The organism is Pedobacter sp. L105, assembly GCF_009765875.1.
Taxonomy (GTDB): domain Bacteria; phylum Bacteroidota; class Bacteroidia; order Sphingobacteriales; family Sphingobacteriaceae; genus Pedobacter.
Map to the genome: position 1 here is coordinate 1 of NZ_LMUP01000007.1, position 25,658 is coordinate 25,658.

Consider the following 25,658-nt stretch of genomic DNA (forward strand, 5'->3'; position numbering starts at 1 on the left):
TTCATATTTGTTCTTATTGTTTTTAACGATAATAAGCAGAGCCCCGTAGGTTCTCATGCAGCGGCAGCTGCAATTCATCTTGTTGTAGATGCTGCTGATCAAGGTTCTGCCTTAGGATAGATTCCAGAATCTTATAGCCGTATTGTTCAAAGCTGATTGCGCGTAAACAAGCAGATTTTAGCCTTTCAGTGCCATATATTTTCCCTAGCCGCTGGATTCCTCCACAGGATCTGCAAGCTTGTTCGGGATGGGAACGTTGTACAAAGACTTTCTCAATATATTGATAGATTACCGGGTCTTTGGATTCTGCCCAGGAGAGAAAAGAGGCCATATTCCAATCCTTCATTATCTGATGATTTTCCGGCATATGGTTATCATGAGTGCTGAAAGCAGCTGCCGTCCTGTTCCTGAAGTGACAGGCTATTCTTGAACTGTAGGAATAGACCTCCACCAGTGTTTCGCTGTAACGTATTTCCACTTTTCTGCCAATATACTGATGCGGCACACTGTAATAATGCTTATCCTCACTGATAAAGACATGGTAATTCTTTTGAACCATAGTGTGCTTATATGTAAGTAATTCATAAGGTTGGATGGGTAGTGGCGATAATAAAGGCTTTTCCTGATCCAGGAATAACTGTTTCCGGCTGGTTTGCCTTTGTTGATACATTCGCTCATTATAAAGGTCAAGCAAGGGAGAGATAGCTTGATTTAAGGAATGGAGATCAAAGAATACCCTGTCTTTCAGGGTAAAGCAGATACGTTGATACACAAGTCTCACAGCGTTTTCAACCAATGCTTTGTCCTTTGGCTTGCGCGCTCTGGTGGCTAATACCGCTGTTCCATAATGAAGGGCAAACGCTTTAAAGTCTTTATTCAATTCTGGTTCGTACTTAATACTTTGTCTTTCACGCCAATTACTATTTAAATTATTTTTTCAGGTCTGCAACTCATTTAATTATTGTTTAATTTAATCTTTCAGTTATAATAACAGATACGCAATTTATCTAATAAATCTCACACATATAGTCGATAATCGCAAAACATTTTTTTACAAAAAAACATAATTCAAACTAAACACTATCCTCTGAAGTACAGCACATTATGTCATCATAAAGCTATGGACTAACAATAAAAGCAATTTTACAATCGTAGCCCATTAGACCTAAGATATTCTCAACGGTGTCCCTAAAGGTTACCTTACTGAAAAAAGGTATATCTTTTTTTTGTTTTTTACCAATAACAAGTGCAAAAATGATATTCTATTCTGCTGGAGTATAAGGCTCGGATATAACTTTATTTGTACATCCATAATCTTTTAGGTGCTTGATAAACTGTTTGCATATTGCATCATCCTGTTTCAGGATCTGTCCACTGAAAGCACCTTGGCGAAACAATTGGCTCAAAGCTGGTGAACTTTTGCCCATTTTTACATGGATAAATGTCTTAGCAGAAATATCATAGACATCACAAACCTCGTTATGGTCAATGCCAATAGATTTAGATTTTGAACTTGCGTGACCAAGGTCAAAAAGTAACCTATTCCTCTTTTTGCAGATCTCTGCATTATAGTCGCTTTCCATGATTTTACTTTTAGAAGGTGTAGGGAAATTATGGTGCTCCAAAACTCTATCTAAGTAAAATTTATTGACTTTAGCAAAAAAGCTAGGATCTACAACATACCAGCTGCCTTCAGATAGGATATATTTGTGATCGTTGAATTCAGTTTCCCAGGCGAGGCACCGTTGGAGGGGCCAGGATTGATTTTTCCCATTTTCTTCATTTAACAAATTAACTTTAAAGCTGTCTATATTTTCTTCTTTAATTTCTTTTCTCGCCTCACCAATTGATTTTTTCCAGTCGAGCATGTCAGGCATATTAAAAGCCTCCTTTTTGTTCAAACGAGCGCGATCACCTGAAGAAAAGACAAATCCATTATATTCAAAAATTAATTCATAATAAACCGGAGGGGAAAAAAACATATTTTCGAATTTAGCTTGCTTAAGATTTTTGACAAGGTGCTTTGTTAATGCCTCAACCAGAGATTTATCGCGAACCATAGCAATATTGTCTATCCATGGATAATCCTTTTTATATCCATTTGATAAATAATATTTAATCGCTTCTTTGCACAAACTCTTAAGCTTCTCAAGACCTTCAACTCCCTTTATCAGCCGCAAACTATCTTTACCATCCATAGATTCTCCTAAAATATGACCTTTAGGAAGCTTGCCCGTAATCCCCCTCAAAATATCCTTTTGCTTATTGATCCCGAATTCTTCCGGAGTCGAGCCAACGACCGCTTGCTTTTTTGTTTTTTGTGAGTTGGTTTCGGGAGTTGTAGTATCTATTTGTCTGATTTCTTCCTTAGGAATACAATTTAGTGCCGTCCGAAGACCAAAGTTATACTCGATCTTCGGCATATCCATCAAATGAATTCCAGAACCTAGAGGTATTGCCATAAATCTTCCTTCAACTTTTACTACGATTACAGCTTGCGATGAAGAATTATTAAAAGGCTTAGTATTAACGTTAAAGTTTTCATTTAGATAATTGGCCCAATCAGGCGTATTTTTTTTACAATCAATATAATAAAGCCAAAAATCTCCTTTTTCTTCATAATGCAGCCTTGTACCCTTCTTAAATAGCTGTCTAGGGTCTTTTATATATTCTTTGATGAGATAGATTGTTGGTTTGATAGCGCTCATTATGCTTTTTTTTATAGTTGTGAATAATTGATCATATTTCTTCATACTCTGTCTAATACCTCATTTCCAGGTTTGGAAACATTTAACTCGACCACCTTCCTTTTCGGATAATTAAAAACCAATGAAGTAATCACAGGAACAACAAACACAGCTACCGTAAAAATTGATACGAACATATCTGTCTTCTCTCCTTCGATTAGCTGGGAAATTTGTGATTTTGGAGCATAATGAGTAAAAAAAGAAGAGATGAGTTTAATTCCCAGCACTCCGATTACAATGAATGCAACAGTTTCCAGAAAACTAAACTTCTCCATTAATTTCACAAATGCCTGTGCAACAAATCTCATGGCAAGAATTCCAATAAAAACGCCAATGTAAATGAGCCAGATATGATCGGTAAAGGCTACCGCGGCAAAAACATTATCAATAGAAAAAGCCAAATCCATAACCTCCACTAGTGCGACAGTTGCCCAAAATGTTCCGACTAAGCCTACAGTAGACTTATAAAGCCGGTTCTTGCTTTTGTCAATTTCGTCTTCTCCATCTTCTTTCTTTGAATTCTTCTTCATGAAGTAATCAAAAGTCAGGTATAAGAGATAGAACCCACCTATGGGCTTTAGCCACCAGATCTTAACCAGCCATGCTGCCAGAAATAAGCAAATACCACGAAACACATATGCCCCAATAATACCATACTTCAATGCTTTACTTCTTTGATCTTTTGGAAGATCCATCACCATAGTAGCCAAGACAGCGGCATTATCTACTGATAGCAAACTTTCTATAACAATTAAATTTAAAATGATTAGTAGCCCAGCCTGGATATCATTTCCAAGAATATTATGTAAAAAATCCATCATGTATAATTATTTAATTTGCTGATCTATATTCAATTTAGACGTTTAGTGATTAGCTAAATTTTTCTAAGAATTGCCTTCAACGCGGTTATTAAGAAAATAATAAAAAAAGCAACGATGACAGGTGCAAAAACCTCGAACCAGCCTATACTGCCTGTAATCACCTTTGTTAAAAAAAAGATTGCGCTAAATAGTATTCCTAATGAAATTAAAACTTGTTTGATACCTGTTTGACCAGTCTTAGTTTTCTGAGTTCTTCTCTTTGCCACAAGGAGTATCTTTCAATTAATTTACGGAAGCGTAATTTCCACCCTTCTGTTCTTTTTTCTGCCAGCATTGGTTTCATTTGATGCAATAGGATCCTCAATTCCTTTTCCGGTTGCTACTACCCTGCTCTCCGCAATAGCTTTAGTAACGAGGTATTTCTTAAAGGCATCTGCTCTTGCCTGAGAGATGGTCTGATTGATCTCAAGAGAACCATCACTACTTGCATAACCATTTATATGAATTGATGCAGCAGGGTTTTCAGTCAGATAAGAAATGATTCTTCTGACCAATGATTGATCTACCTTTTTAAAAGAAGAAGCACCCTGGTTAAACGTAACTGGTATTTTATGATTTAACCCCGTCCTGAAAACATCAGGAATATCAGATACTGTTTTTACAGGTGTAACAGCCGTATTTTTAGCTACAGGAGTTTCTGTAACAATGGGCTTGACAGAGGCAGTTTTAACTGCTGTATCGGCTGGTACAGCCTTAGCTTCTATATTTTTATTGCTGCTATCAGCAATTTTAGTACTGGAATCAACAGTAGTGGTAGCAGATAATGCACCTTCACCCGTATTTTCTGTTTTTGGAAGAGATGAATAATACCAGATCCCTCCTCCTACAACTAAGATCCCAACTAATCCGACGATCCACATCTTTGATTTCGTAGATTGCCCTGATACCATTGCATTAGTTACATCACCTTTTGATAGATCAAATTTAGATTTAGTGGGTATTTTACTCGTTGAGTCTGGTACAGACCCATCGTTTTTATTTAAATCAAATGCCATAATTTCAACTGGATTAAGTGTACATATCTACTAATGTTTGCAAACTGCCGGTATGAGCTCTGCCCATGGCCTCAAATTCCCAGGTATCACCAACACGGAATAAACGACCAAATTCAACAGCATCTTCGTTGGTGTACTGATCTTTCAAATCATAGCGGGTAATTTCTTCTCCGGTACTTTCATTGACAATCCGGATGTAACAATCATTCACTTGTCCAAAGTGGAGATCTAATGTCCTGCGGTCTTTCTTATTGTCATGTGGATACTTACAGACGGTACAGCAGATAATGATCTGTTCAATCTTCTGACTAACCTTCGTTAGATCAATAAACATATCTTCATCATCATCGCCATCACTTCTGGTTCCGTCAGGATCATCAATTGCACCAATGATCGCCCCGTCCTCTGTCAATGGCCTGAAAAGGCCTTTTTCTAGTTTATCTTCAATTTTATTACCCATACGGAGCTGACCGTAAAAAGTGAAGTAAGAATCTGAAGGGATTTTGAAATCGCTTCCTATAGAGAAAGCAGACACATCCAGATCAAATTCTGGCCCACCTGGTTCGTCATTAGGATCCCATCCCATTCCAATTTTTACAATTGATAGTCCGGGTGCCGCCTTGGAAAGGGAAAATCTATCCCCTTTACTTAAATTAAAACTGCTCATATTGATATGTTTTATTGATATAATTCTACTAGTGTATTTAATCCTCCGGAAAATGCTTGCCCAAGTGCTTCTACATTCCAATCCCCTCCATTTCTTGAAATAGCGGCTATAATCAAAGAATCTTCGTTGGTAAAGTTGTCCTTTAACTGATATTGGCACAGAATGGAATTGTCCGCAGCATTTCTGATATTGATATAAGAGTTCTGGACGTGCCCGAAATGATGCCCCCGCTCTTCGCATTGATCAATTGTCACTGCAAAATACAGGAACTCAACTTTTGGATCTATTTTAGACAAGTCGATGTTAATCACTTCATCATCTCCCTCACCTTCACCACCTCTGCTATCACCAGGATAGTCTGTAGAACCATCCGGACTTGCTGAATTATTATAAAAAATGAAGTACTCATCTGCAACCAGCTTACCATTTTCGCCTAACATAAATAAGGATAGATCCAGGTCTACGGGATAACCATTAATGATAGCCGGATCCCAGCCTAAACCAGCTACGATTTTGTGGAGCCCCGGTTGTTGCTTACTGATGGAGATCGGTTTTTTCTTTTCTAATTGTATAGCCATTGTATTTTATGATTTAATCTTGCTAATTCCCCTTTTTAGGGGGAAGCGGGGGAACCTTTACTGTATTTACTTTTATTGTGCCTGACGGTTTTACTTGAGGCAATTTTGGAATAGGAATAGGCCGTTGGCTTACATTTACCTCTTTTTTTGGCGGCAATGGAGGGGGCATCTTTGGTGGCGGAAGCGGTGGCCTTGGGGATACTGAAGTTCCAGGCAATACTGGCGGTGTAAAAGTCTCCCTCACTTTAACGCTATAATTGGAACCGGAGATTTCTGCAAAAACAGCTTGCATAGTATCTTTATTATCCAGGGCTTTTACTTCTTTCACGTAGTGATATCTCTTTAGTAGTTTATTGGAAAAATAAGGAGTACTGATCTCCCCGGTACCCAATAAAACAACTACATCCTCTCCCTGTAATCCACTGGATTTCAATAAATCATCTATCGCAGAATAAATTATACTGTCATTAGAATAGTAGTTCAGTCTGTCATTGAGATTCCTTTCATTTACTTTAAACCAGTAGCAATTTCCATCAGATAGCTCAGCATCGCCTTTTATAATAGGATTGATATTTTCTAACAGATTTGCGCAGAAAGGAAGTAACGCTGCAACCTCGGTACCTTTATCTATTGATAAATAGGAGTTTTGAAGAATGATGTATTCAATGATCATATCTGCTAAAATCTTTACTCTCGGATCTGCTCCCTGCCCGTCCAGTTTAAAAGAACCTATCAGGTCAGCATTGATACCTTGATAGAGTTGCAGATATAATACATCATCAATACCACTCAATAACAGAATTGCTTTATCTCTTCCAAAAACTCCTTTTTGAGCCAATACTTCAAACAATAGGTTATTAAAATGAATCCGGTCCAGGTTAAAATAACCGGCTTCTTTAAACAGGTTTTCTATCAATGATTTTTCATTATCTTCTATATCGGTGTCAAATAAAAAACGTAATGGAAAATGCTGCCTGTAGGATTCGATGGAGTCTGCTTTATATAAAATGGTATTGAGAAAATGAGATAAATACTGCTCAATTCCATAATAAAAAAGCTGCTTAACCGGCTTTTTATTACCATAGATGGTGAAATGCATGCCTGGATCCTTAATAATTTCAAAGTAGTTACCATAGGCATTAGGATCATGACGGTAGAACCGTTCTCTGGCAGCATTACCAAAAATAAAGTCGTTACCATTCACATAGAAGTACAAGGGAATTTCATTCGATTCCCTCATCTTTAATGGCGCATAGGCGTTACTATCTGACTGGTACCAGAAAGAAACTGAACGTTTAGATATTTTTACCAATACACAGAATTTCATGATCCTATTGTTTTTGAATTCCTTTAAGCAGATGTTTTTCGAAGAATTTCATGCCTTCTAAAATGATGATTGGGGCCACATAATCAAACTCTTTCTGATCATCATGCTTCCGCTTTTGTGCTTTGATAAAAGCAGGCTCTCCTTTGATATAATTTTCCATATTCATATCCTGAAAGCCAGCCATAAAATCTGCAGGACTCATTTTTAAGCCAAACATGCTGGAAGAAACTTTGTAGAATAAATCGGCAAAATCCATAAATCTTGGACAAAGCGGTTTTCCCTCCTGAGGCAAATAGATAAAGTGATTACCTATATGTTCTAACATTTCCGGAGTGATAGAGTTAGTGGATTCCAGATATTTGAATTCCCCGGCAGGGGTAACCACGCAAAAATTGTCTTCTCCCAGGATCTCAATAGCCTGTTTATTGGCAGGAACCAGTATACTGGTGATATTTGTTGGAATAGCCAGGCCTTTGGACACTTCATATTTAACATCAGCATTGTTGACTCCACGCTGCGAATTGATATCAATTATTTTTAAGGGATTGGTTTGAAACGGTTTAATAGTCTGCTTCGCTATTGCTTCCCCGCCCATTCCCCTGATAAACATCTGGGTATAGTAATCATCAGCTGCTGTTGGATTCACCGCTGTAAACCAGTCGAAAATCCTTGACCCTTTGCCCGCAAAAGCAATCTTGATTTTGGGAGGAAGGGCTTTAACATGCACCGGCGCATCCTCAGACTTTACAATCTCAGTTCTTAATTTATAAGCCAGCTGACCGGCATAATACATGATGAGCCCTGTAACGTATAAATTTACACTCATCATCTCTTTACATTCTGCGGCTATCAAGAGATAAAAAGTTTCAAAATCTGCAGCTTCCAGACGATCTACAACCTGTTCAAAATAATATGGGGCAGTATTTTCAGAGAATTTATTGGCACCATGATTCAATCCTTCAATGAAGATATTTTTTCTCTCACACATTCTCAGCAAAACGTTCTTAAAGTTTGGAGAGAACTTAGTGGCCTGAGCTACCCTTTCTGCAGCAAAATGAATAGAGTTTTGCTTGATCATGGCTTTTCCATTCTCCATCTGGCACAATGCCGTAATATCAGTTGTACTTCCACCAATATCAAAACATAGAACCAGTTCTTCAGGATTAATAGAATAACCTCCATTTGGCCTGACCAGGTAATTTGCTACAGCACAGGCTTCAGAGAGTGACTCTTCATTACTTAATTTTTTGAAATCGAAGCGTACCGGTCCTGTTTCTGTAGTTATATTAACAACACCAGAAGCTTTAACAGGTTCATCACCCCAGCCACCACCGGCAGCTGCAGCATTAGTTACCGAACTCCAGCCGTTAGCGCTGTTTCCAGCTGACCCCCAGCTTGAGGCTGATGCTGGCGGATCAGTCACACCACTGCCCCAACCAGAATCAGCAGCCGGTGTATTCCATGTACTATTACCCGAGGTATCACCAATATCTGAGAGATCTGATGGCGGGTAGGGTTTCAACTTGACATTGCCAACAATCGGAGAAATCTCTCTCAAAGAATCCCATATACCCCTGTATTCGTTTAACAATTCTTTACCCATTGATGATGGATAAGACCATTTTAAGGTGTGAGGCTCGTGGCCCTCAATAAATAACTGTGCATAAACATGTAATAATAAAGAGCTTAAATAAGCAGTTTTATAACTCTTGTCAATTGATTGGGTTGACCACTTCATGTTATATACCAGCTCTGCCCTGCCAACTCTATTGTAACTCAGAATATAGCGGTTGTCTTCTGCCGTTTCAATCGGCAGATTCTTTTCAAAACAAGGAAACCCACCTTTAACCGCTTGCGCCATCAAGGAATCGTTCTGAATTTTACCATCATTGACTAGCCTTCTGGAGTCATGAATAGTTAAAACCGACTTAATTGCATTCGTAAGGATTTCATCATTTTGGAAAAAGAAAATCTCATCTTCCACAGCCGGGCGTTTATCATTGTCCTTGACATCAGTGGAAAGCAGCGAAACCCTTTTATTAGTTAATTTTAAACTTTCACATACTTCATTTTTATGGTCGGAAAAATAAGCAATAGAAGTGTTTGTGCTTCCAAAGTCTACACCCAAATAGGCTTTTGACAGTGTTTTTGGAGAATTGAGCATATTGACCGGTAAGAATTGTGTATTTCCTGATCCATCATAACGAATGATCCCAAATCCGCAATCAATACCCGCATGGGCAAATTTTACGCCCTTGAATGGCCTGTTGCTTTCGTAAATCTCGTATTTGTATTTGTTGTCAGCTACAGCATTATTTGATGTGATGTGCAGTTCTGTTTTAATAGCACCATTTTTTTCAGGAATAGTAGCCGACCGGCCATTGCTGGCCAAATACAGTGGAACCCCTTTTTCATCGAGCACAATCCGGAAAAAATCGTCGTCGATATTACCTATAAACGGAGTGGCCTGAAACTTTGCATCATTATGCGGAATTTCTGAATATAAAAAATACCGGTTCCATTGTTTGGAAATGAAGTTGGGCCACATTAAAATGTCTTTCCCACCTATGGGCAAAGCAATTACATTATATATGACTTCTTTAATAATTTCATTTCCACTTTCTGTATATAATTTGAGATTGACAGTAAGGCGCTCGCCATCCTTATCATTTGGGTCATAAATAGCAGTAATCCTTGAATTCACATTGGAAGCATCTGAAATGCCGACCAATGCATCCAGCGTAGCGCCAAAAACATTTAGGGCCAACGGTGTTAATGGTAAGGTAAAATAAGCATAGGTATTTCGCTCACCTTTAGTTTCTGCTGCTAATAAAAGTATGGGTTTAGTTTGGAGGTAATTTCTGGTTTCCATCCCTTCTTTACCAAAGTCTATCTGGGCGATCTCTGTTGTATCTGGCAAGAGCAGATCTTTAGGATCAAAGATGATACGACCTTCTTTTGGTTCATTATAGATGATACCTTCCGAGCCATATAATTCGGTAGAGTAGTTAAACAGGATACTGAACGGATAATTAAACAAAGAACCCACTTCAGGAGGTGCCTGCTGATCTAATTTTGGATAACCTTTCTTTTGCTGATAGGTTATCATCTCATCAATCCATTCCCGGATACTGGAAGATAGATTGCCGTATTCTGGTCTGATCAGTTCTTCTAACCCAGCATAATTTGTTCTGAACAGTTCTATATTTTTAAGGATATGCTGCGCATAACCGTATAGTGTGGATAGTTCCTGCGAAGTTAATGGCGATTGCAAGGGATCAATAAACTTACCGTTTTGTACATTGACGAATGGTAAGTTGTCTTTTACCTGATACGCTACAGAAGTAAACAGGAAACTATCTGGTGATGTTCCGCCTACAACATTCCCCTTAAAAGAGATCACGTCAATAAACGGAACTTTACCTGCATTGGTTGCGAGCGATTGATCACACCATAAAGGCTGGCGCTCAAACAGCATATTTCCAAAGGCACCTACCGGTTCGTAGATATTGGAAGTATTGATCAGCTGCTGTCCGTCGGAATAGGCTAAATGAATTCTATTGACCTCAATATCCTTATAATTCAAGGCGATACAGCTGATAAAACCCTTCCACTCACTAATCAGCGATTTATAAAAAAGCATCAGTCCGGCAGCCTCTGAATCCTTATCCTGGATATTATCTAAAGCACTTTTGAATAAGTTGGCCCTCGCAAATACTGAAGGTATACCAGAAACGATGGTTCCAATGTTAACAGAAGAGTTTCCCTCTCTGTCGACTGCTATTTCAGGTATGATTATATTTTTAGTAAAAACTTCTAATTGAGGGATCTTGTCCCAGGCAAATTCAACACCATTAGGTTCAGTTTTGGGATGAACTTTTATCGCCAGTGCCTTTATTCTTTTATCTGACATGTCCTTTAGTTTATATCGAAGTTTTGTGAAATGGTAAGCGCATTAAAAATGTGAGCAAGGAATTTCTCTTTGGTGGTATTTACTTTCTGCTCATCCTTTGGACCACTATTGATAAGTTTCGCCACAAAAGTGTCGTATCGGTCACCGAAAAACCCTCCTTTTGACCAATGATGTTTTTCATCCAGAAAGATTGTCCCTACATCCAATTTCTTCAGCTCAGCCTGATTATCTGGAAATGCCTTGCTATCAAATAAGAATTTACCCGGCGCTATGGAACCCCTTATCTGATACAGCCATCCAGGGGTGAATTTGGCGTCTTTAAAAGTATAGGCAAATAGCTTAAAGTATTCATTGATATCTTTACAATCGGCATCTGTTATGGTACTGTATTGGAGCAGTTTCTGATTCTCACATTGTGTAATAAAACCTTTGATGCCAGCATCATTAAAGGCACCCCCATTTTTTGTTAAAGAGATATGGGCTAAAGAGAAGAATGCGCCTAGTTTATTGACAAATATTTCTCCGGCTTTATTGTCTTTACCTACAAAATCATCGAAGGAAAAGTTGAATGAGTTATCTTTAAATTCTACCGCTTTATACAAATAATCAGCTTTTGAACTATCAAAACCACTATTTCTGGTAAAAAAGTCATAAGCTGCGCAGGCACATAACAACTCTGTGATATGGCAAGGATTCTTTTGTTCACTCCCACCAGTTACGGTTTGATTGGAGGCACTATTGTTATCAATCTTTTTACTTTCTATGGGCCAACCAATGTGGTACAATAATTTATAACACTTCTGCACAGTGGGATCACTCTGGTAAAATTGCAGCGCAGCCTGGCTATTTAATGGAAAAAATGATGAATCTGCAATAACACTATTGGCTTTGCCAGACTTTTGCTTGTCGTCTGGTTTGTTAAAGGTGAAGTATTCAGTAAGCAATGTAGAGCCAAATTTTGCTTTAGAAAAATCTATACTGGCACTTCCACCAGAACGAATTTTCACAAAATCCTGCAGTGCTTTAGGAATAACAGGTATAGAAGAAGCTCCGGTTCCACCGAATATGGATCCAAAAATAAAGACCCTGGCGTTGGCGCCTGCTTTTTCCAGTTTGCCGATAAAAGTATCCAGCTCACGTTCCTGAGATTGTACAGCAGATCCTTTTAGTATATTCCTTGCAGCTTCAACAATCCCGTGATACATTAACATGGAACCCAGGTGTGTTTGCGCACGATAGCCGTGTTCTAAAGCAAATTCCTGTACAGAAGCAGTATCAAGGAATAAATCAGAGATCAATTTATTAGCTTTCTGCTGATCAGGGGTACCCGTTGAAATTTTGGTGATGTTCTTATAAGTCTCTCTACCCGGCCCCGAATAGTTAGTCCAAAACCTGTGCAAATTAAGTTTTGCTGAAAAGAATGTATTTGCATTAGGTGTTCCTCCTTCTGTTGAACCCGATGTTTTAATTCGGTTATATAAATTGATCAACTCTTCAACCCTGCCCTTGTTTCCGTTATTCTGATCCGTATCCAGTGTCAATACTTCTATTTCCTGATTATCAAATAATCCAGCTGCACTTAAGTGAACAAAAGATTCTAAACAGCGCATTCCCGTACCGCCTATAGCGATGACAAATAATTTATCCATGATTCTATTTGAGGGTTTAAAACCAGTGACCGATTTTTCCGTTGGCAAATATCTTGCTCAGTATAAAGCCCAATAGGATATATAAGACAAATCCAATAGCGGTTCCTATATTCAGAGCAATTTTATAATTATTTAATACCATGATGTTTGCATCTGGCCTGAAAACGAAATAACCTAACAGGAAGGCCACTGCTGGATTTAGCAGGGCTAAAGTCCAAAACCAGTTTCTCCGTAATTGCGGATCTTTAGGGGCACTGCCACCTTCGAACTTTATAGCATTTGCTAGGATAGCCGATAACAGTAGAAAAAGTAAAGCAGTGATGAGCGCAATGATGTAAGCAGATGTAGATTCCATTTGATGAATGATGAGTGTTAAAGATTATTGCTGAGTTTTGATATAGTAAGAATAGATCACCTTATTTGCTGGTTTAAGCTCTTGCAAGGTATTTTTGATAGATTCTGATAAGGCGATGTTTGGAATGTTCTCCGAGTTGATCCATTGGAACTTGGAGAGTTTTGCATTCGTAAGGTTGGGCTTAGCTGTATTTAACAGGATATCAACTTTAACCAGTCCTTCAGGATTTTTAATATTTTTAAGATTGAACTTTGGATCGAAAGCCACACCAAATTCTACCTTTTTATTTTCTGAGGCCTTAGTATTTGTAAAGAGGGATTTATTTAAGATAAAAACTTCATTTAAGGAAACTCCGGCTTCTGGTTTATAGATCCACTCGTCTTTTAATTTTCCATTGTTTTGATAACACGATAATGCAATTGGATCTATTTGACCTACAGCTAACTTAGCTTCACCATTATTTCCCTTAGTTAATTTAGGCTGATGCTTTTTTGCCTCCTCCGATTTGGAAAATTTGTCAAAATCTGAGGTGACATCAGAAACTTTAACAATAAAATCTCCAAATATGTAACTATCATCATTGCTCAGATCTATGTACAACTTTCTAAAAAAGTCATTAAATTGACCCTGACTGGAGTATGTGGTATGAAGCTGATCTATGGTCTTCCAATCAACTCCTAGAGGATAAAATTCAAATGGATTTCCATTTTTAAGTCCGTTGACGTAGCTATCTTTCAGATCCAGCACATTCTTTGCTTTATCTGATGTACCACTGGCGTCGTAAAATATACCCCCGGATTTCTCACTTGCATATCCTGTGTAAAGTTTATACGATTGAGTAGAGAGATCGAATCTGATTGTCAATGGCCCAAGTTTAGATTCCAGCTTTGAGATCATACTTGATTCAATTGGGCGGCCACAATTAAAAACCGTGAAATAGATGTGCTTATCAACTTTACCTTCTTTATAGTCAGCAATAAAGAAGTGTATTGTGTTTCCTTTTGAAAGCCATTTTGAAAAAGGTATTTTTAGAAAAGCTGTATTGATAACCTCGCTGTTTTGTTGCCATTCTTCAAAGTCGGTGATCAATAAGGCATCGTTATGACCATCTACTATTTTTTCAACCGCGGACTGGATGGGAGCCCATATATCAGCATACTCTGAAGCATTACTGACTTGCTGGCCTAATTCAGTAGTGTTATTTACATTTAATGGGGTAATTTTATTGGAACCTAGTTTGTAAACATCAAACTTTTGGGCTAAAACAGTATTGAAACAGTCGGTCATCATTGATTTGATACGAGGATCAGCAAATGCTTTATTGATACCGGAAGAGAAATCGATATATAAGGCGGGATTTCCGCTTTTTGAATTGGCATTATTTGGGGCAATGATAGCGTTATAAGCTTCAATGCGTTTACCTACTGCTTCATCATAAGGGTTAAATTTCGCATCTGCGAATGGATCATCTGTAGGGTGAGTACAGCTATCACAAGAAAGTACTAACGTGAATAGCGCAAATATTCCTGCGATCCTGAAAATGCCCAGGGCTCTACCTATTTTCATAAAATATAATTTAAGATCTGTTATTTAACTATGGAATGGTTTTGATCAAGAGTTTTAGCACTTTCTAATCTTAGGACGACTTCATTTAAAATGCCTGAATGCTGGTATAAGTCATCCAGAGAATGTATTTCGTATTTAATTTCTTTTTTATTCTCGTCGAGCACTGCCAAATATTTTTTAGCATTCATATATAAGCGGCAAATGGTTTTGCGGTTATTATTGTCCAGCAGGATAGAGAAATAGGAAAGTGCATCCCGGTAAGTAATCCTTTTAGGGTCGGTTGTTTCTCTAAGAATTGATTTCACAATAAAAAACCCCTCTATCTCCTCCTCTGTTGTTATAATTCCGGAAGCCGGCTCAGCGATAATAAGCTCTTCAATTTTAACCGCCTCTGCAGCATCTTTATCTTTTTCCTGATTAAGAGCAGATTTCAAACGTTCATTAATCGCATCACTGATGAGCTGATTGAATGATCGTTTTATAATTGGTGTAAATTGTTCTTTGACCTTAGCAGTAATCACCTTCGGATACACCTGTTTAGTAAAAAAAGTGATAAAGCTATCCGAAGGGTCGGCTATCTCCTTATGAAGCAGACCTTTTAGTTCGTTCAGGTATTTTAACTCACTCGCAGTATTCGTAATATTCTCTACGTCAAAGTATGATTTGTGGAACTTCTTTAATTCTGAGATTTCAGCTTCCTTAACTTCAGTTAATTTGAATTCAAAGAATGGAGTGCTATCCATTTTGTTTTTCTCCACCAGATCAGTGTAAAAGCGATATACCAAACCATTAGTTAGCAAACCGAATTTAGCACTGGTGGTATGAAAATATCTGAACAGTTGAGAATTATGCGGATCCAAATTCTCCAGGTGGTGTTTACATTCGATCAGGATTGTTGGTTCACCATCCTTCATAATAGCATAATCAACCTTCTCTCCTTTTTTAATACCTAAATCAGCAATAAATTCAGGGTTTACCTCAAAAGGATTAAACACATCATAACCCATGATCTGAATAAATGGCATCACCAAGGCATTTTTTGTAGCTTCTTCTGTTTGTATCTGCGGCAGCATCTTCTCCACGCGAGAGGCTAACTGTGCAATCTGGTCTTTAAAATCCATCTGAATATGATTTATTAATTGATAATTATATATTGAATATGATTATTGTTCCCATCGACATAAGGTCATTCCCTTGCTTTTAGCTGCGGTTAAGGTTATTTTGATAATTTTAAACTGGCAGTTACTTAAGCCCCGGCAATTAGGCGTTTGATGGTACTTTTTGGCGTAATGACTGCCACAGATATAAATCATGGTTGGCTTATTGCCTGCAATGTGATGTAAGGAGATAAATGTTAGTAGTAAAAGTATTTTCATAGACAGTGATTTAATTCAGTACTGTTATCGAAGAGTTGTCTTGTAATCAATCTTTCTGCTATCTGATCTTCTGTAACCCCCTGGCCATTTGGAAGAATCATAATTTTGCTTCTTTTAATCGGATCTTCAAAAATGTGAAAGTCACCCCTGCAGTTTAAGTATCTATATTTTAATGCTGCTAACCCACTGTTAAACCCTTCCTTTCTAGTAGCCTGATAAACATATTGAGAGCAACTTGTCCTGAATATGCATTTGCGTCTCTTGCCCTTAGGAACTGTTGCCCAATAGATCCTTATGAACAGCAGCAGAAGTATTTTCATTAATAGTCTTTAGTAAAAACTACCATTTGATGTGCAGTCATACGACCTGGTGTTCCACCCCCAAAACATCCAGACTCTGGTTGCACATAAGTCGAAACACTTTCTAACCTTAAGTATTCCCAACCTTCAGCATGAAATTTTTGGATTAACTGTTCTAGTTGATCTGCGACCACTTTTGTTGTTTCTTTTTGTTGGTTTATAACCGCGACGAATGGTACTACTTTATATTCCATTTTATTGATTTTTAATTGTTCAACACTTCAAAAGTAAAGAGACAGATGACCCTTTTCTTACGGGAAACCGTAAAGCAAAAAATATATTCAATGAAATTTATTAAGATTTTAACCTTGATTGACAGAGGGTTATTTTCAACAAAGAACTCTCTCACCTTTTGTGGCCCACCATTAGAAATTTACAATATCATATTAAGGAAGTAGAATGTAGATATGAAAATGCGGAATTGTAACCCTTCCACGAGATTTGCGGATTTCAGAAACAATTCCTGCATTTGTTGGAGAGCTAACATTTTTGATTCTAGGCAATACTCATCTCTGAGTTTAACTTCAAAAGTGTGATGCCAGAATTTCTATTACCCCTTATTACAAGTGGGTGAGCAAATTGCACAGCCATCTGCTGTAGAATAGGTTTTTTTTGCTTCTTTGACAGCTGCAGAACAAGAGGAAAAATTGCCTAGAAATGTTTTACTTACGATCAAATGTAAGTAAGGACAGGTATCATCATGAACCTCATGATCACCACTGTTTTGTGCACGGTCGTTTACGTAATATTTTTTCATACTTTTTTTGAGGTCTAATAGTATAGACTAGTCAAAAGTAGATGGAGGCATAAAATATTTTTTACGTAAAACGGGAGTGTAAAGTGAACTGTGTCAACATCACTTCTTCTTAGGTGGAGGCTCCTTCAGCCTCCACCTAAGAAGAAGTCGCCGAAGGCTTTCAATCGATCACCGAATTTAATAAAGAGCTGCGACATTGTCAAGCCCCAATTGTGCATAGGCATTGTCCATTTTTTGGAAAAGTCTCTATAGGAAAGATACACAAGCTTCAGTAGTGCCTGATCTGAAGTAAACGCCCCCTTAGTTTTCGTTATTTTACGGATCTGCCTGTGCATTCCTTCAATGGCATTAGTGGTGTAAATCACCTTCCTTATTTCCGCAGAATACTCAAAATAAGTTGAAAGATTCGTCCAGTTATCCACCCATCCCTTAACTGATAGCGGATATTTTTTGCCCCATTTATCTTCAAACTCCAGTAACTTCTCATAGCCTTGTTCCTGATTATTAGCCTTATAAATGGGCTTAAGATCAGCAACTACTGCTTTTTTATCTTTTTCAGGCACATAACGAAGGCTTGTACGGATTTGGTGCACAATGCATAACTGAATCTGTGTTTTTGGAAATACAGCCTGGACCGCTTCTGGAAAGCCTTTTAAGCCATCGATGCAAGCAACCAGGATATCTTCTACACCACGCTGTTTCAAATCTGTGAGTACAGAGAGCCAGAATTTTGCACCTTCATTTTCTGAAAGATACACGCCAATTAAATCTTTTTTTCCATCACGATTCACGCCCAGGATATTATATACCGCACGGGACTCAACACCACCGCTATCACGTACTTTGTAATGCATACAATCAAGAAATACAAAGGGATACACTGTTTCCAATGGTCGATTGCGCCATTCGTTCATTGCAGGGATAATTCGGTCAGTAATGTTAGATATCTCCGTTGCTGAGATGTCCATCGCATACATTTCCTTTACATAATCTGCGATATTACGAGTACTCATTCCGCGGGCATACATCGCTATTACATTATCCTCCAGCTCATCAGTGATAATTAACTGACGTTTAGGAACGATCTTGGGCTCAAAAGTTCCGTTGCGATCACGAGTGCTTTCCAATTCAAATTCTCCTGATTGCAGACTACGAACGTTTTTCTTTGTCTTACCGTTACGACGATTGGGTTCGCTACTGCTTTTACTCTCCTGAAGATGATTATCAAGCTCCCCTTCGAGCATAGATTCCAACAAATGCTTCAACATCGGGGCAAAAACACCATTGGTGCCGCCCATCTTTTTGCCTTGATAAAGGCCTTCCATAGCTTCATGTTTGAAGCGCTCAAAATCGAATGGTTCTTTACTTTTCATTGTGTCCTAAGTGGTACTAAATTACTTATTTTAACTCTATCATTCTAGAGTTGACACAGTTCACTTTACAGTCTCCGTAAAACCGTAAAGTGCAAGATTTTTAAACTTTATTAGTGTAAAACAGTATAATTGTTATGTGCAACAGGATTAACGAATTTCAGTTAATGGATCCTAAATAATTCCCATGTCTTTACAATAAACAATCAATTGTTCATTATTAGAAAATCCAAATACCTCCCTGATGAGGTTAAAACGTTTCTCGACACTGCTTAGACCAGAGGGCTTAATGTTGTTTTCTTGTAAATAGGATGGTATTTCTTTTTGAAGTATTCCCTTAGAAAGCAAAGATATGATCGTTATATCATAGGTGGTAAATTCATGCGAGTTTTTATCTTTTACAGCTTGCTTTAGATCAATAGATATGTATTTATTTCCTTTATAAACGCGATCAACAGCCATTTTTAGATCTTTAGCGTCATTCCGTGCTTTCCTAACATATCCGTTTATGTCCAAGTCCTTAAATAGAGAATGAATTTTTGATTGCTTATTTTCAGCAGAGAATACAATAACTTTTAAATTAGATTGCACATTTTTACAAGCCTTTATTAATTCGATGCCCCCGGAAATTTTTTGTTTTTGATGGTCTTCTTCAAAAGATAGGTCCGTAATGAGTAAATCATAGGGATCATCATTTTTAACCGCCTTTAATATCCTGGTTAAAGCGTCATCACAGTAAAATACGTAATCAGTATCAATAATTCCCAGGTCTTCCAAGGTTATTCGCACCGAAATGTTAGAACTTTCGTGGTCTTCAGCAATTAATACTTTTCTAAACATCATTTATCAAATTAACATATGGGAAAGGAAATTCGAATCTTCAGTCCCCTTTCGGTTTCATTATCAAAAGTAATTGTACCATGGATATTTTTTATACGGTTTCCCGTACTGGTAAGCCCGTTATTAAATTTAATATTGTTTGATATGCCTCTTCCATTATCAGAATATTGAATATTAATGTGCGTATCAGTTTGTTCAAAACGAATAAAAACATCAGTCCCTCCGCTATGTCTAGTCATGTTGACCATCAACTCCTGAAGAACAATTTCAATTTCATATTTTGCCTGGGAATTTACATTTTCCCATAATCCCGGACTGCTTCCTGTATAGCCTACACGAATAATGTCAGTCACAAAAGATTTTAATATTGAGACTATTTTTTCATGAAAGTTCTCATCTGTCGTTGATAACTTTTCATAAGAGATATCACGGGATTTTTCATACATATCATCCAATCTATCTACAATACTTTCTCTATCTAAAACCTTCACATTGTCAATTTCTTTCATTACTCTATATAACCCGTTTGCAACAATATCATGTACCTTCTTTGATAGCTTAAGTTGATTTTCACGAATGGTATTTTGCGCTTCCAGCTGCAGCTTTTGTTTTCCCTTTTTGGACCAAAGGAAGATAATAATAGATCCAGCAATGATTAACAAAAATGTACCAATTATGATTATCTTTTGTTTAGTGATCTGATAAGTTTTCTCATTGTTCTCTTTTTGAAGATTCAGATTATCCGCTTTATTTTTTTGGGCTTCATATCTTATCAGTGCAAATTGATTTTTAGCAGCGTTACGCGCGGTCTGTATGCTATCGTCTAATTTTTGATAGGTTTCAAAATAAGTTTTTGTCTCTGCTGGTGAACTTAGTTTTATCAATTTTTGAAGTGCTTCACGTTGATCATCCGGGCTTTTGATTTTCTGAGAAACTTCATACATCTTTCCGGCATATAATAAAGCAGTATTTGGCTGCCTTGCAGTATAATAATAATCAGCTAAATGAGCATAACTTGAATTTTGTCCCCATAAATCATTTTCTTTTAAACGAATATTTAATGCCCTTAGCAATTCTGGTCCTGCCTCATATTGGCCATTATTCAGCCACTTTGTAAAAGAAATATTGGTTAATATCCTTGCATACAATATTTTATCTATTTTTTTTGAAGAGATAATCTGATTATATATTTTAAGAGCCTTTAAATATTTTTTGCCATCTCTATAGGCTGCTGCTTTATTATTTAAAATGCTCAATCTTAGATCATCATCTTTCGAGAATTTGATAGCTAAATTATAATATGGAATAGCTGCGTCATAATTTTTTAAATTTCGCATATTTAATCCCAGTTCACTATAATTTGCTGCAAGACAGGAATAATCCTTTTTCTTTTTCTCATTTAAATATTTTAGCGAGGCCAGTAAACTTTCCTGACTTCCAAAATAATCGCCCGCATCAGTTTGAATTGCAGCCATAAAACTATAGGACAATGCTATTGATAAACTATCTTTGGTGGTCGTAGTAACTTTGTTAAAATAATAAAAAGCTGAATCGTTATTCTTATATAAGAATGATTGAGCTTTTTTATAATTAAAATCTTCAATGACAGATTTTTTGTCTTGTTTCTTTCCACAAGACAAAAGAAAAAAAATGAAGATTAATAAAAGAAATGTTATTTTCAAGAGCTTTTTTTTGAAAAATACAAAAAAATATATGAAGAAGAAACTTTCGCTCCTTCTTCATATTTTTTCAATAAGACAAGTAGTACCTGCCTTATTATATTTAGTGACCTGTCGGTGGAATGTGACCCGAATCGCCACCTGTATCAGGCGCATCTTGTGTTGTAGGTGTAGTAGGACTTGGCGGTGTTGGGTGACCTGGACAGGCTAATCCTATCATTATAGCAATCATTAATTCTAACATGGTTCAAAAATTTAAGAATGAAATACTTTGTAGTTCCCCACGATCCGTTCGTGGGGGCTGCTACGATTTGTAAATCAGAAGGCCTTCTGAAATTTTTGGGAAGTAATGAGAATCAAACGCGGGAGGTAATAACTGCTTCCCAAACCGGCTACTAACTACCGCGCCTTCATCTCTTTTTGAAATCTGTTTTGTACATTTAAACTTTGATAGCGAATCAAAGTCTGAACTGATTTCTAATGCAAACATACGGGGAGGTAAATGACTATCTATCAGTGAATTCCGAAGATTCCAATCATTCCATTGGAATTCCGAAAATTCCTTAGAAATTCCAAAAATTCCGTTTAACTATAGCTCTTAATGGATTTGAAAAGATTTGAAGATTATAAAAGAGAAGTAATTCTTGCTTATGAAAAGAAAAAAAGGGAAGGTAAATTACCTCCTAATTTGGAGCGTCCGACCCCCGCAAAACTGAAAAAGGAGTGTCTCAAGGAGTTTTCCAATAGATATTCAGATAAGGATAGTCCCACCTTCTCATCGCTATTGAATAAAGGAAACAGTGCGGGAGAATACTTAAAATTAATCGATCAGTCCGAACCAAAGATCTTTAAACCGCTAAATAACTTTTTAAATAACAAGATAGGTTCGCCTAAAGATATAAGTATTGAACTCTTAGCCTGGTTAATTGATTTTGGAGACAGACCACACAGGTATGGAGATATTTATGAGATAGTAAAAGAAGACAGGAATTCATTAACAAATGTGACAGCAGCAGACACATCAGAAATTATATATCCTGAAAAAGAAGCAAAAGTTGAGAAGTTGAGTGAAACTGATCTCACAAATATTCCAGAAGAAAAAGATAATAACGAGGGTTCGAATCCCTCTTCCTCAACTACAGATGATATAGGTGAAGTAAGAGACATTTCTATAATGCCAAGAGACGAGATTCAGAATAGCGGCACCACAACTTTTGGTGTTCCACGTAAATTCAACAAATCTATTCTGGCATTTTTTGGTGCATTCATCATCTTTAGCGGCTCTTACATAGTATATATTCTCAGAGATCACCAGTGTATGTACTGGGATGGTGGTCAATATCAATCAATAGGATGTAATGAAAAAGTTAATGGTGCCACTATAATCGCTTTAGACACTTCCAGATTAGCACATTTAAAAAGAATAACGAATCTGTCATCCATTACTATAAATGATATTGGAAAAATTTACTATTCAAAGGTATATGGCAAAGTAGAATTTTATACCACCGGAGGGGAAAATCCTAATGATAGCCATAAAAGGTTATTGCCAATGACTAAGTATATGTATGACAAGTATGTCCCTCATAAATAACCACCTGGCAGACACCTTCGAATCCTGGCAAGAAATTACATTCCATCAATTAAGCAGGATCACAATTACATGAGACTTGTCCATGTTATATAATTCCCACGCACAATATGCTACGGCTAGAAATATATCTGATATGTAAATGTGAAATCTAATTAGTTTAATATATTTTCAAAAGGAAATAAATAAATACAAATTCAATGTAAAAAATCACAAAATACTGTATTTAAGTAAATTACATAAAGAAAACTATGCTAATCGACATTGTAAATTAATAATTATACAAATTAATTGATTCCTATTTGATTAATTTCAGTACATAAAATAGGAGATACTCACCAAAGTTATTTTAAATAGAATTATCCGCATAAAGCCCCAACACTACTCATTCCAGTAAAGACACCCTCCTTTTTAGCCGGTAACCTCACATATTTTGAAGCTTCATCGTGTAAACATCCACAGGGTCTAACCTTGATGTATCCAAGACCTTCGGCAGATATGCCTTGGACATTTGCTGATACCCCAAATTGAAGATTCTTCGACAGCTGGAAACCCACAATCTGGATCTCCGGATTTTATTCTTTCGGACACATAGAATTACACATGACACTTCCCATACCTCCCATTGAACTTACAAAATGCGCGATCTGCTGATTGTTATCATGGCAGACCTCAGGTTCTGTAGTTTCATAATCTGCCAGGCAATTATTAGTATATGTTATTCCTAGTTTTCTATAAACGTATTCAATAGAATCCTTTACATAAAAACCTTTTGTGATAATTATTTGGTAATCTCCTCATAGAAATCCAGAAGATATGTACAAAAATGAAGTTCACATAGAGAAACGGGCATTTCACGTAAATTAATTTTACATTACATTTCATTTATGTTACTTCATATAAAAAAATGATTAACTATCAATATAATCAAACTGATTTCACAGCAGCAGTAATATTGTGTAATGCTGAACTTAAAAAAGCAATAGGTGCTAAAGTCCCCATTTATCTATGATCGTAAATCAAATCCAGAACTTGTTAAAGTTGCAGTATTACTGTGAATTAACAAGACCACTCTGCTCGAATCTTCTAATTAACAAACGCTATATATCTTAATTAAATTTCATGAAATATTTCATCACACTGCTTTTTGTATTTAATACACTCATTTTAATAGCCCAACCTATAAAATTCAATATCCAGGGTGAAATTAAAAATACAGCGCATGCTAAATTTGCTTATCTGACTACGCTATCACAGCAGACAACTATTTCAAGTCCAAAAATATTTATAGTTTCTCCCATTATAAATGGAGAATTTTCATTTAAAGGAACCTTTAACTTAGAACAAAATGATTATCAACAAGCCTGCGTGTTCGTGGATGAAAGAAGTAACATTTCAAAAGAGGAAATAGCATCAAAATTTAAAGAACTCATTTGGGTAACAGGAAGAGAAGGTAATTTAAGAATGATTGTCCTGGAAGATCTTACACTCAAAATAGAGGGGCAGGATCAAATGAAAGTATCAGAAATCACAGCAGGCGGTAAATTAACAAAACAATTAGATGAACTACATCTTGCTTTTGTCAAAGGAGATAAAGAATTTTTAGTATTTATAAAAAAATATCCGGATTCACCAATCAGTTTCGATGGAGTAAAATCATTAACTAATATGGCTCAAGCCTCCAATAAAGATAAAATCGAAAGCAGATGGGGATCTCCTGTAGAACAGTATGAACTACTTTCAAACAGATTGAAAAAAAGCGGGAAAGGCATTATTTTAAAAAAACAGATAGATGAAAAATATAAAAATTAAATGATAAAAAAAATAATAGTCTTAATCATCCTGACCAATATAACATTAACCTCATTTGGTCAGGAGCCCGTTACAGGAAAGCTAATAATAGCTTCAGATTTAGCCAGCCTAAAAGAGCTACCAATAAAGATTTTAATTGAAAAAAGCGATTTGGGAGATTACGAAAGTACAATAGATACTTGCAAAATAAACGATAAATCATTTAATTATAAGACAGACATTCCTGAACCTGAACTGATTAAAGTAACCTGTTATTGGCAGGGTAAAAAACTTACCTCAACATCGTTTTGAGCCTTACCAATCACCTATAAATTAAAAATTAGCGATAATCTGCTACCAGAAGTTATAGATGCAGCAAACTCGAGCTTTGCAATAGCTATTAGTGATATAAAAAACCAGATATCCAATTCCAAAAACAGATCAGACAGTTTAGTAAAAAATATCAGTTACGAGAACCATTCAGTAGCTGATGTTGAAGAAAAAATAGCTCACCTGAGGGACTCAATTGAGTTTGATGTTGACGAAAACATTTACAAAAAGAATATTCTTAACCACTTAAATTCCCCTTTATCCTTATATGCATTATGTAGATATGCTGAAAGACCTTACGCAAATCAAAGAATTAAATCTGAGCCTGAAAAAATAGAAGCCCTACTTAATCAATTGGATACAAGTTTAAAAAAATTACCATCAGCTGTAATTTTGCTCAAAAAGATAGAAATCAGTAAACAACTGAAAATTGGAAAAGTATTTACAACAATTTCCTTAAAAGACACAATAGGTAAAGCTTTTAAAATAGGGAATTTCAAGGATAAATATATTCTTATAGATTTTTGGGCCAGCTGGTGTATCCCATGCAGACAAGAAAGCCCCGAATTAATAAAAATATTTAAAAAATATAAAGGGGAAGGGTTTCAAATTATTAGCATTAGCAGGGATGTAATATCTTCAAAAGCCAATTGGAAAAAAGCAATTAAACAAGATCATACAAACTTGTGGCCTCAACTGAGTGATTTTGATAATTTGGCACAAAATACTTACGCCATCAGATTTATACCTACCAATTATTTGGTAGATAAAAATGGGGTAATAATTGCGAGGGATTTGAAAGGCAAAGAATTGGAAGAAGAGCTAAAGAAATTATTCGGGCGGTAGTTAATTACATTTAGTTATTTATTCAACCGCCCGATAACATT

21 protein-coding genes and 2 pseudogenes are annotated in these 25,658 nt (G+C 36.6%); 5 read left to right on the forward strand and 18 right to left on the reverse strand.

What is annotated here, in order from left to right:
* Positions 1-22: 22 nt before the first annotated feature.
* The 18 genes and pseudogenes from GSQ84_RS13795 to GSQ84_RS13880 form a co-directional block, all read right to left on the reverse strand.
* The gene (locus GSQ84_RS13795; protein ID WP_158797869.1) at positions 23-880 is read right to left on the reverse strand and encodes a hypothetical protein; all 858 of its coding nucleotides are present in this window, start codon (positions 878-880) and stop codon (positions 23-25) included.
* A gap of 238 nt (positions 881-1,118) precedes the next feature.
* A pseudogene (locus GSQ84_RS13800) lies at positions 1,119-2,753 on the reverse strand (DUF6119 family protein).
* Positions 2,750-3,568: a TerC family protein gene (locus GSQ84_RS13805; protein WP_254070863.1), complete on the reverse strand. Its 819-nt coding sequence runs from the start codon at positions 3,566-3,568 to the stop codon at positions 2,750-2,752. The pseudogene GSQ84_RS13800 and the gene GSQ84_RS13805 overlap by 4 nt, the downstream one beginning before the upstream one ends.
* Before the next feature lie 287 nt (positions 3,569-3,855).
* Positions 3,856-4,623, reverse strand: coding sequence for an OmpA family protein (locus tag GSQ84_RS13810; protein WP_158797871.1), 768 nt, complete (start codon positions 4,621-4,623; stop codon positions 3,856-3,858).
* 13 nt (positions 4,624-4,636) lie between these two features.
* Entirely contained in the window at positions 4,637-5,290 is a 654-nt protein-coding gene (locus GSQ84_RS13815) for a TerD family protein (RefSeq protein ID WP_158797872.1), read from the reverse strand.
* A gap of 11 nt (positions 5,291-5,301) precedes the next feature.
* Entirely contained in the window at positions 5,302-5,868 is a 567-nt protein-coding gene (locus tag GSQ84_RS13820) for a TerD family protein (RefSeq protein WP_158797873.1), read from the reverse strand.
* Between the two features lie 22 nt (positions 5,869-5,890).
* Positions 5,891-7,195: a hypothetical protein gene (locus GSQ84_RS13825; RefSeq protein WP_158797874.1), complete on the reverse strand. Its 1,305-nt coding sequence runs from the start codon at positions 7,193-7,195 to the stop codon at positions 5,891-5,893.
* Between the two features lie 4 nt (positions 7,196-7,199).
* Positions 7,200-11,108 (reverse strand): hypothetical protein, encoded by a 3,909-nt coding sequence (locus GSQ84_RS13830; protein WP_158797875.1) that lies wholly within the window; start codon positions 11,106-11,108, stop codon positions 7,200-7,202.
* Between the two features lie 5 nt (positions 11,109-11,113).
* A complete protein-coding gene (locus tag GSQ84_RS13835; RefSeq protein WP_158797876.1) occupies positions 11,114-12,757 on the reverse strand; it encodes a hypothetical protein in 1,644 nt (547 codons plus the stop codon).
* Between the two features lie 16 nt (positions 12,758-12,773).
* The gene (locus tag GSQ84_RS13840; protein WP_158797877.1) at positions 12,774-13,112 is read right to left on the reverse strand and encodes a hypothetical protein; all 339 of its coding nucleotides are present in this window, start codon (positions 13,110-13,112) and stop codon (positions 12,774-12,776) included.
* 24 nt (positions 13,113-13,136) lie between these two features.
* Complete coding sequence (locus GSQ84_RS13845; RefSeq protein ID WP_158797878.1) at positions 13,137-14,678, reverse strand: hypothetical protein; 1,542 nt, start codon at positions 14,676-14,678, stop codon at positions 13,137-13,139.
* 20 nt (positions 14,679-14,698) lie between these two features.
* The gene (locus tag GSQ84_RS13850; RefSeq protein WP_158797879.1) at positions 14,699-15,799 is read right to left on the reverse strand and encodes a type I restriction endonuclease; all 1,101 of its coding nucleotides are present in this window, start codon (positions 15,797-15,799) and stop codon (positions 14,699-14,701) included.
* 251 nt (positions 15,800-16,050) lie between these two features.
* A complete protein-coding gene (yidD, locus tag GSQ84_RS28370) occupies positions 16,051-16,374 on the reverse strand; it encodes a membrane protein insertion efficiency factor YidD (protein WP_158797880.1) in 324 nt (107 codons plus the stop codon).
* Positions 16,374-16,607 carry a hypothetical protein gene (locus GSQ84_RS13860; RefSeq protein WP_158797881.1) on the reverse strand — a complete coding sequence of 78 codons (234 nt, stop codon included), beginning with the start codon at positions 16,605-16,607 and terminating at the stop codon, positions 16,374-16,376. The genes yidD and GSQ84_RS13860 overlap by 1 nt, the downstream gene beginning before the upstream one ends.
* A 356-nt stretch (positions 16,608-16,963) precedes the next feature.
* Complete coding sequence (locus tag GSQ84_RS13865; protein WP_158797882.1) at positions 16,964-17,170, reverse strand: hypothetical protein; 207 nt, start codon at positions 17,168-17,170, stop codon at positions 16,964-16,966.
* 125 nt (positions 17,171-17,295) lie between these two features.
* A complete protein-coding gene (locus GSQ84_RS13870; RefSeq protein WP_158797883.1) occupies positions 17,296-18,543 on the reverse strand; it encodes an IS256 family transposase in 1,248 nt (415 codons plus the stop codon).
* A 171-nt stretch (positions 18,544-18,714) separates the two neighbouring features.
* Positions 18,715-19,383, reverse strand: coding sequence for a response regulator (locus GSQ84_RS13875; protein WP_371416370.1), 669 nt, complete (start codon positions 19,381-19,383; stop codon positions 18,715-18,717).
* Positions 19,384-19,391: 8 nt separating this feature from the next.
* Positions 19,392-21,062: a tetratricopeptide repeat-containing sensor histidine kinase gene (locus GSQ84_RS13880; protein ID WP_254070864.1), complete on the reverse strand. Its 1,671-nt coding sequence runs from the start codon at positions 21,060-21,062 to the stop codon at positions 19,392-19,394.
* A gap of 1,050 nt (positions 21,063-22,112) precedes the next feature.
* Between GSQ84_RS13880 and GSQ84_RS13885 the strand changes: the two are divergent.
* From GSQ84_RS13885 to GSQ84_RS13905, 5 genes and pseudogenes are all read left to right on the forward strand, one after another.
* Positions 22,113-22,198 (forward strand): annotated as a pseudogene (locus GSQ84_RS13885).
* A 35-nt stretch (positions 22,199-22,233) separates the two neighbouring features.
* Entirely contained in the window at positions 22,234-22,653 is a 420-nt protein-coding gene (locus tag GSQ84_RS13890; protein WP_158797884.1) for a hypothetical protein, read from the forward strand.
* A 1,119-nt stretch (positions 22,654-23,772) separates the two neighbouring features.
* Positions 23,773-24,462 (forward strand): hypothetical protein, encoded by a 690-nt coding sequence (locus GSQ84_RS13895; RefSeq protein ID WP_158797885.1) that lies wholly within the window; start codon positions 23,773-23,775, stop codon positions 24,460-24,462.
* Entirely contained in the window at positions 24,463-24,753 is a 291-nt protein-coding gene (locus GSQ84_RS13900; protein WP_158797886.1) for a hypothetical protein, read from the forward strand. It abuts the gene before it with no gap.
* Between the two features lie 372 nt (positions 24,754-25,125).
* On the forward strand, positions 25,126-25,617 hold the full coding sequence (locus GSQ84_RS13905; RefSeq protein WP_158797887.1) for a TlpA disulfide reductase family protein: 492 nt from the start codon (positions 25,126-25,128) through the stop codon (positions 25,615-25,617).
* Positions 25,618-25,658: the final 41 nt, after the last annotated feature.

What these genes read in the sequence shown, in the direction of transcription:
- GSQ84_RS13840 (WP_158797877.1), bottom strand. Translation starts at nt 13,112, where the DNA reads ATGGAATCTACATCTGCTTACATCATTGCGCTCATCACTGCTTTACTT.
- GSQ84_RS13900 (WP_158797886.1), top strand. Translation starts at nt 24,463, where the DNA reads ATGATAAAAAAAATAATAGTCTTAATCATCCTGACCAATATAACATTA.
- GSQ84_RS13870 (WP_158797883.1), bottom strand. Translation starts at nt 18,543, where the DNA reads ATGAAAAGTAAAGAACCATTCGATTTTGAGCGCTTCAAACATGAAGCT.
- GSQ84_RS13810 (WP_158797871.1), bottom strand. Translation starts at nt 4,623, where the DNA reads ATGGCATTTGATTTAAATAAAAACGATGGGTCTGTACCAGACTCAACG.
- GSQ84_RS13875 (WP_371416370.1), bottom strand. Translation starts at nt 19,383, where the DNA reads ATGATGTTTAGAAAAGTATTAATTGCTGAAGACCACGAAAGTTCTAAC.
- GSQ84_RS13815 (WP_158797872.1), bottom strand. Translation starts at nt 5,290, where the DNA reads ATGAGCAGTTTTAATTTAAGTAAAGGGGATAGATTTTCCCTTTCCAAG.
- yidD (WP_158797880.1), bottom strand. Translation starts at nt 16,374, where the DNA reads ATGAAAATACTTCTGCTGCTGTTCATAAGGATCTATTGGGCAACAGTT.
- GSQ84_RS13835 (WP_158797876.1), bottom strand. Translation starts at nt 12,757, where the DNA reads ATGGATAAATTATTTGTCATCGCTATAGGCGGTACGGGAATGCGCTGT.
- GSQ84_RS13805 (WP_254070863.1), bottom strand. Translation starts at nt 3,568, where the DNA reads ATGATGGATTTTTTACATAATATTCTTGGAAATGATATCCAGGCTGGG.
- GSQ84_RS13845 (WP_158797878.1), bottom strand. Translation starts at nt 14,678, where the DNA reads ATGAAAATAGGTAGAGCCCTGGGCATTTTCAGGATCGCAGGAATATTT.
- GSQ84_RS13830 (WP_158797875.1), bottom strand. Translation starts at nt 11,108, where the DNA reads ATGTCAGATAAAAGAATAAAGGCACTGGCGATAAAAGTTCATCCCAAA.
- GSQ84_RS13890 (WP_158797884.1), top strand. Translation starts at nt 22,234, where the DNA reads ATGCCAAGAGACGAGATTCAGAATAGCGGCACCACAACTTTTGGTGTT.
- GSQ84_RS13850 (WP_158797879.1), bottom strand. Translation starts at nt 15,799, where the DNA reads ATGGATTTTAAAGACCAGATTGCACAGTTAGCCTCTCGCGTGGAGAAG.
- GSQ84_RS13860 (WP_158797881.1), bottom strand. Translation starts at nt 16,607, where the DNA reads ATGGAATATAAAGTAGTACCATTCGTCGCGGTTATAAACCAACAAAAA.
- GSQ84_RS13825 (WP_158797874.1), bottom strand. Translation starts at nt 7,195, where the DNA reads ATGAAATTCTGTGTATTGGTAAAAATATCTAAACGTTCAGTTTCTTTC.
- GSQ84_RS13865 (WP_158797882.1), bottom strand. Translation starts at nt 17,170, where the DNA reads ATGAAAAAATATTACGTAAACGACCGTGCACAAAACAGTGGTGATCAT.
- GSQ84_RS13895 (WP_158797885.1), top strand. Translation starts at nt 23,773, where the DNA reads ATGAAATATTTCATCACACTGCTTTTTGTATTTAATACACTCATTTTA.
- GSQ84_RS13820 (WP_158797873.1), bottom strand. Translation starts at nt 5,868, where the DNA reads ATGGCTATACAATTAGAAAAGAAAAAACCGATCTCCATCAGTAAGCAA.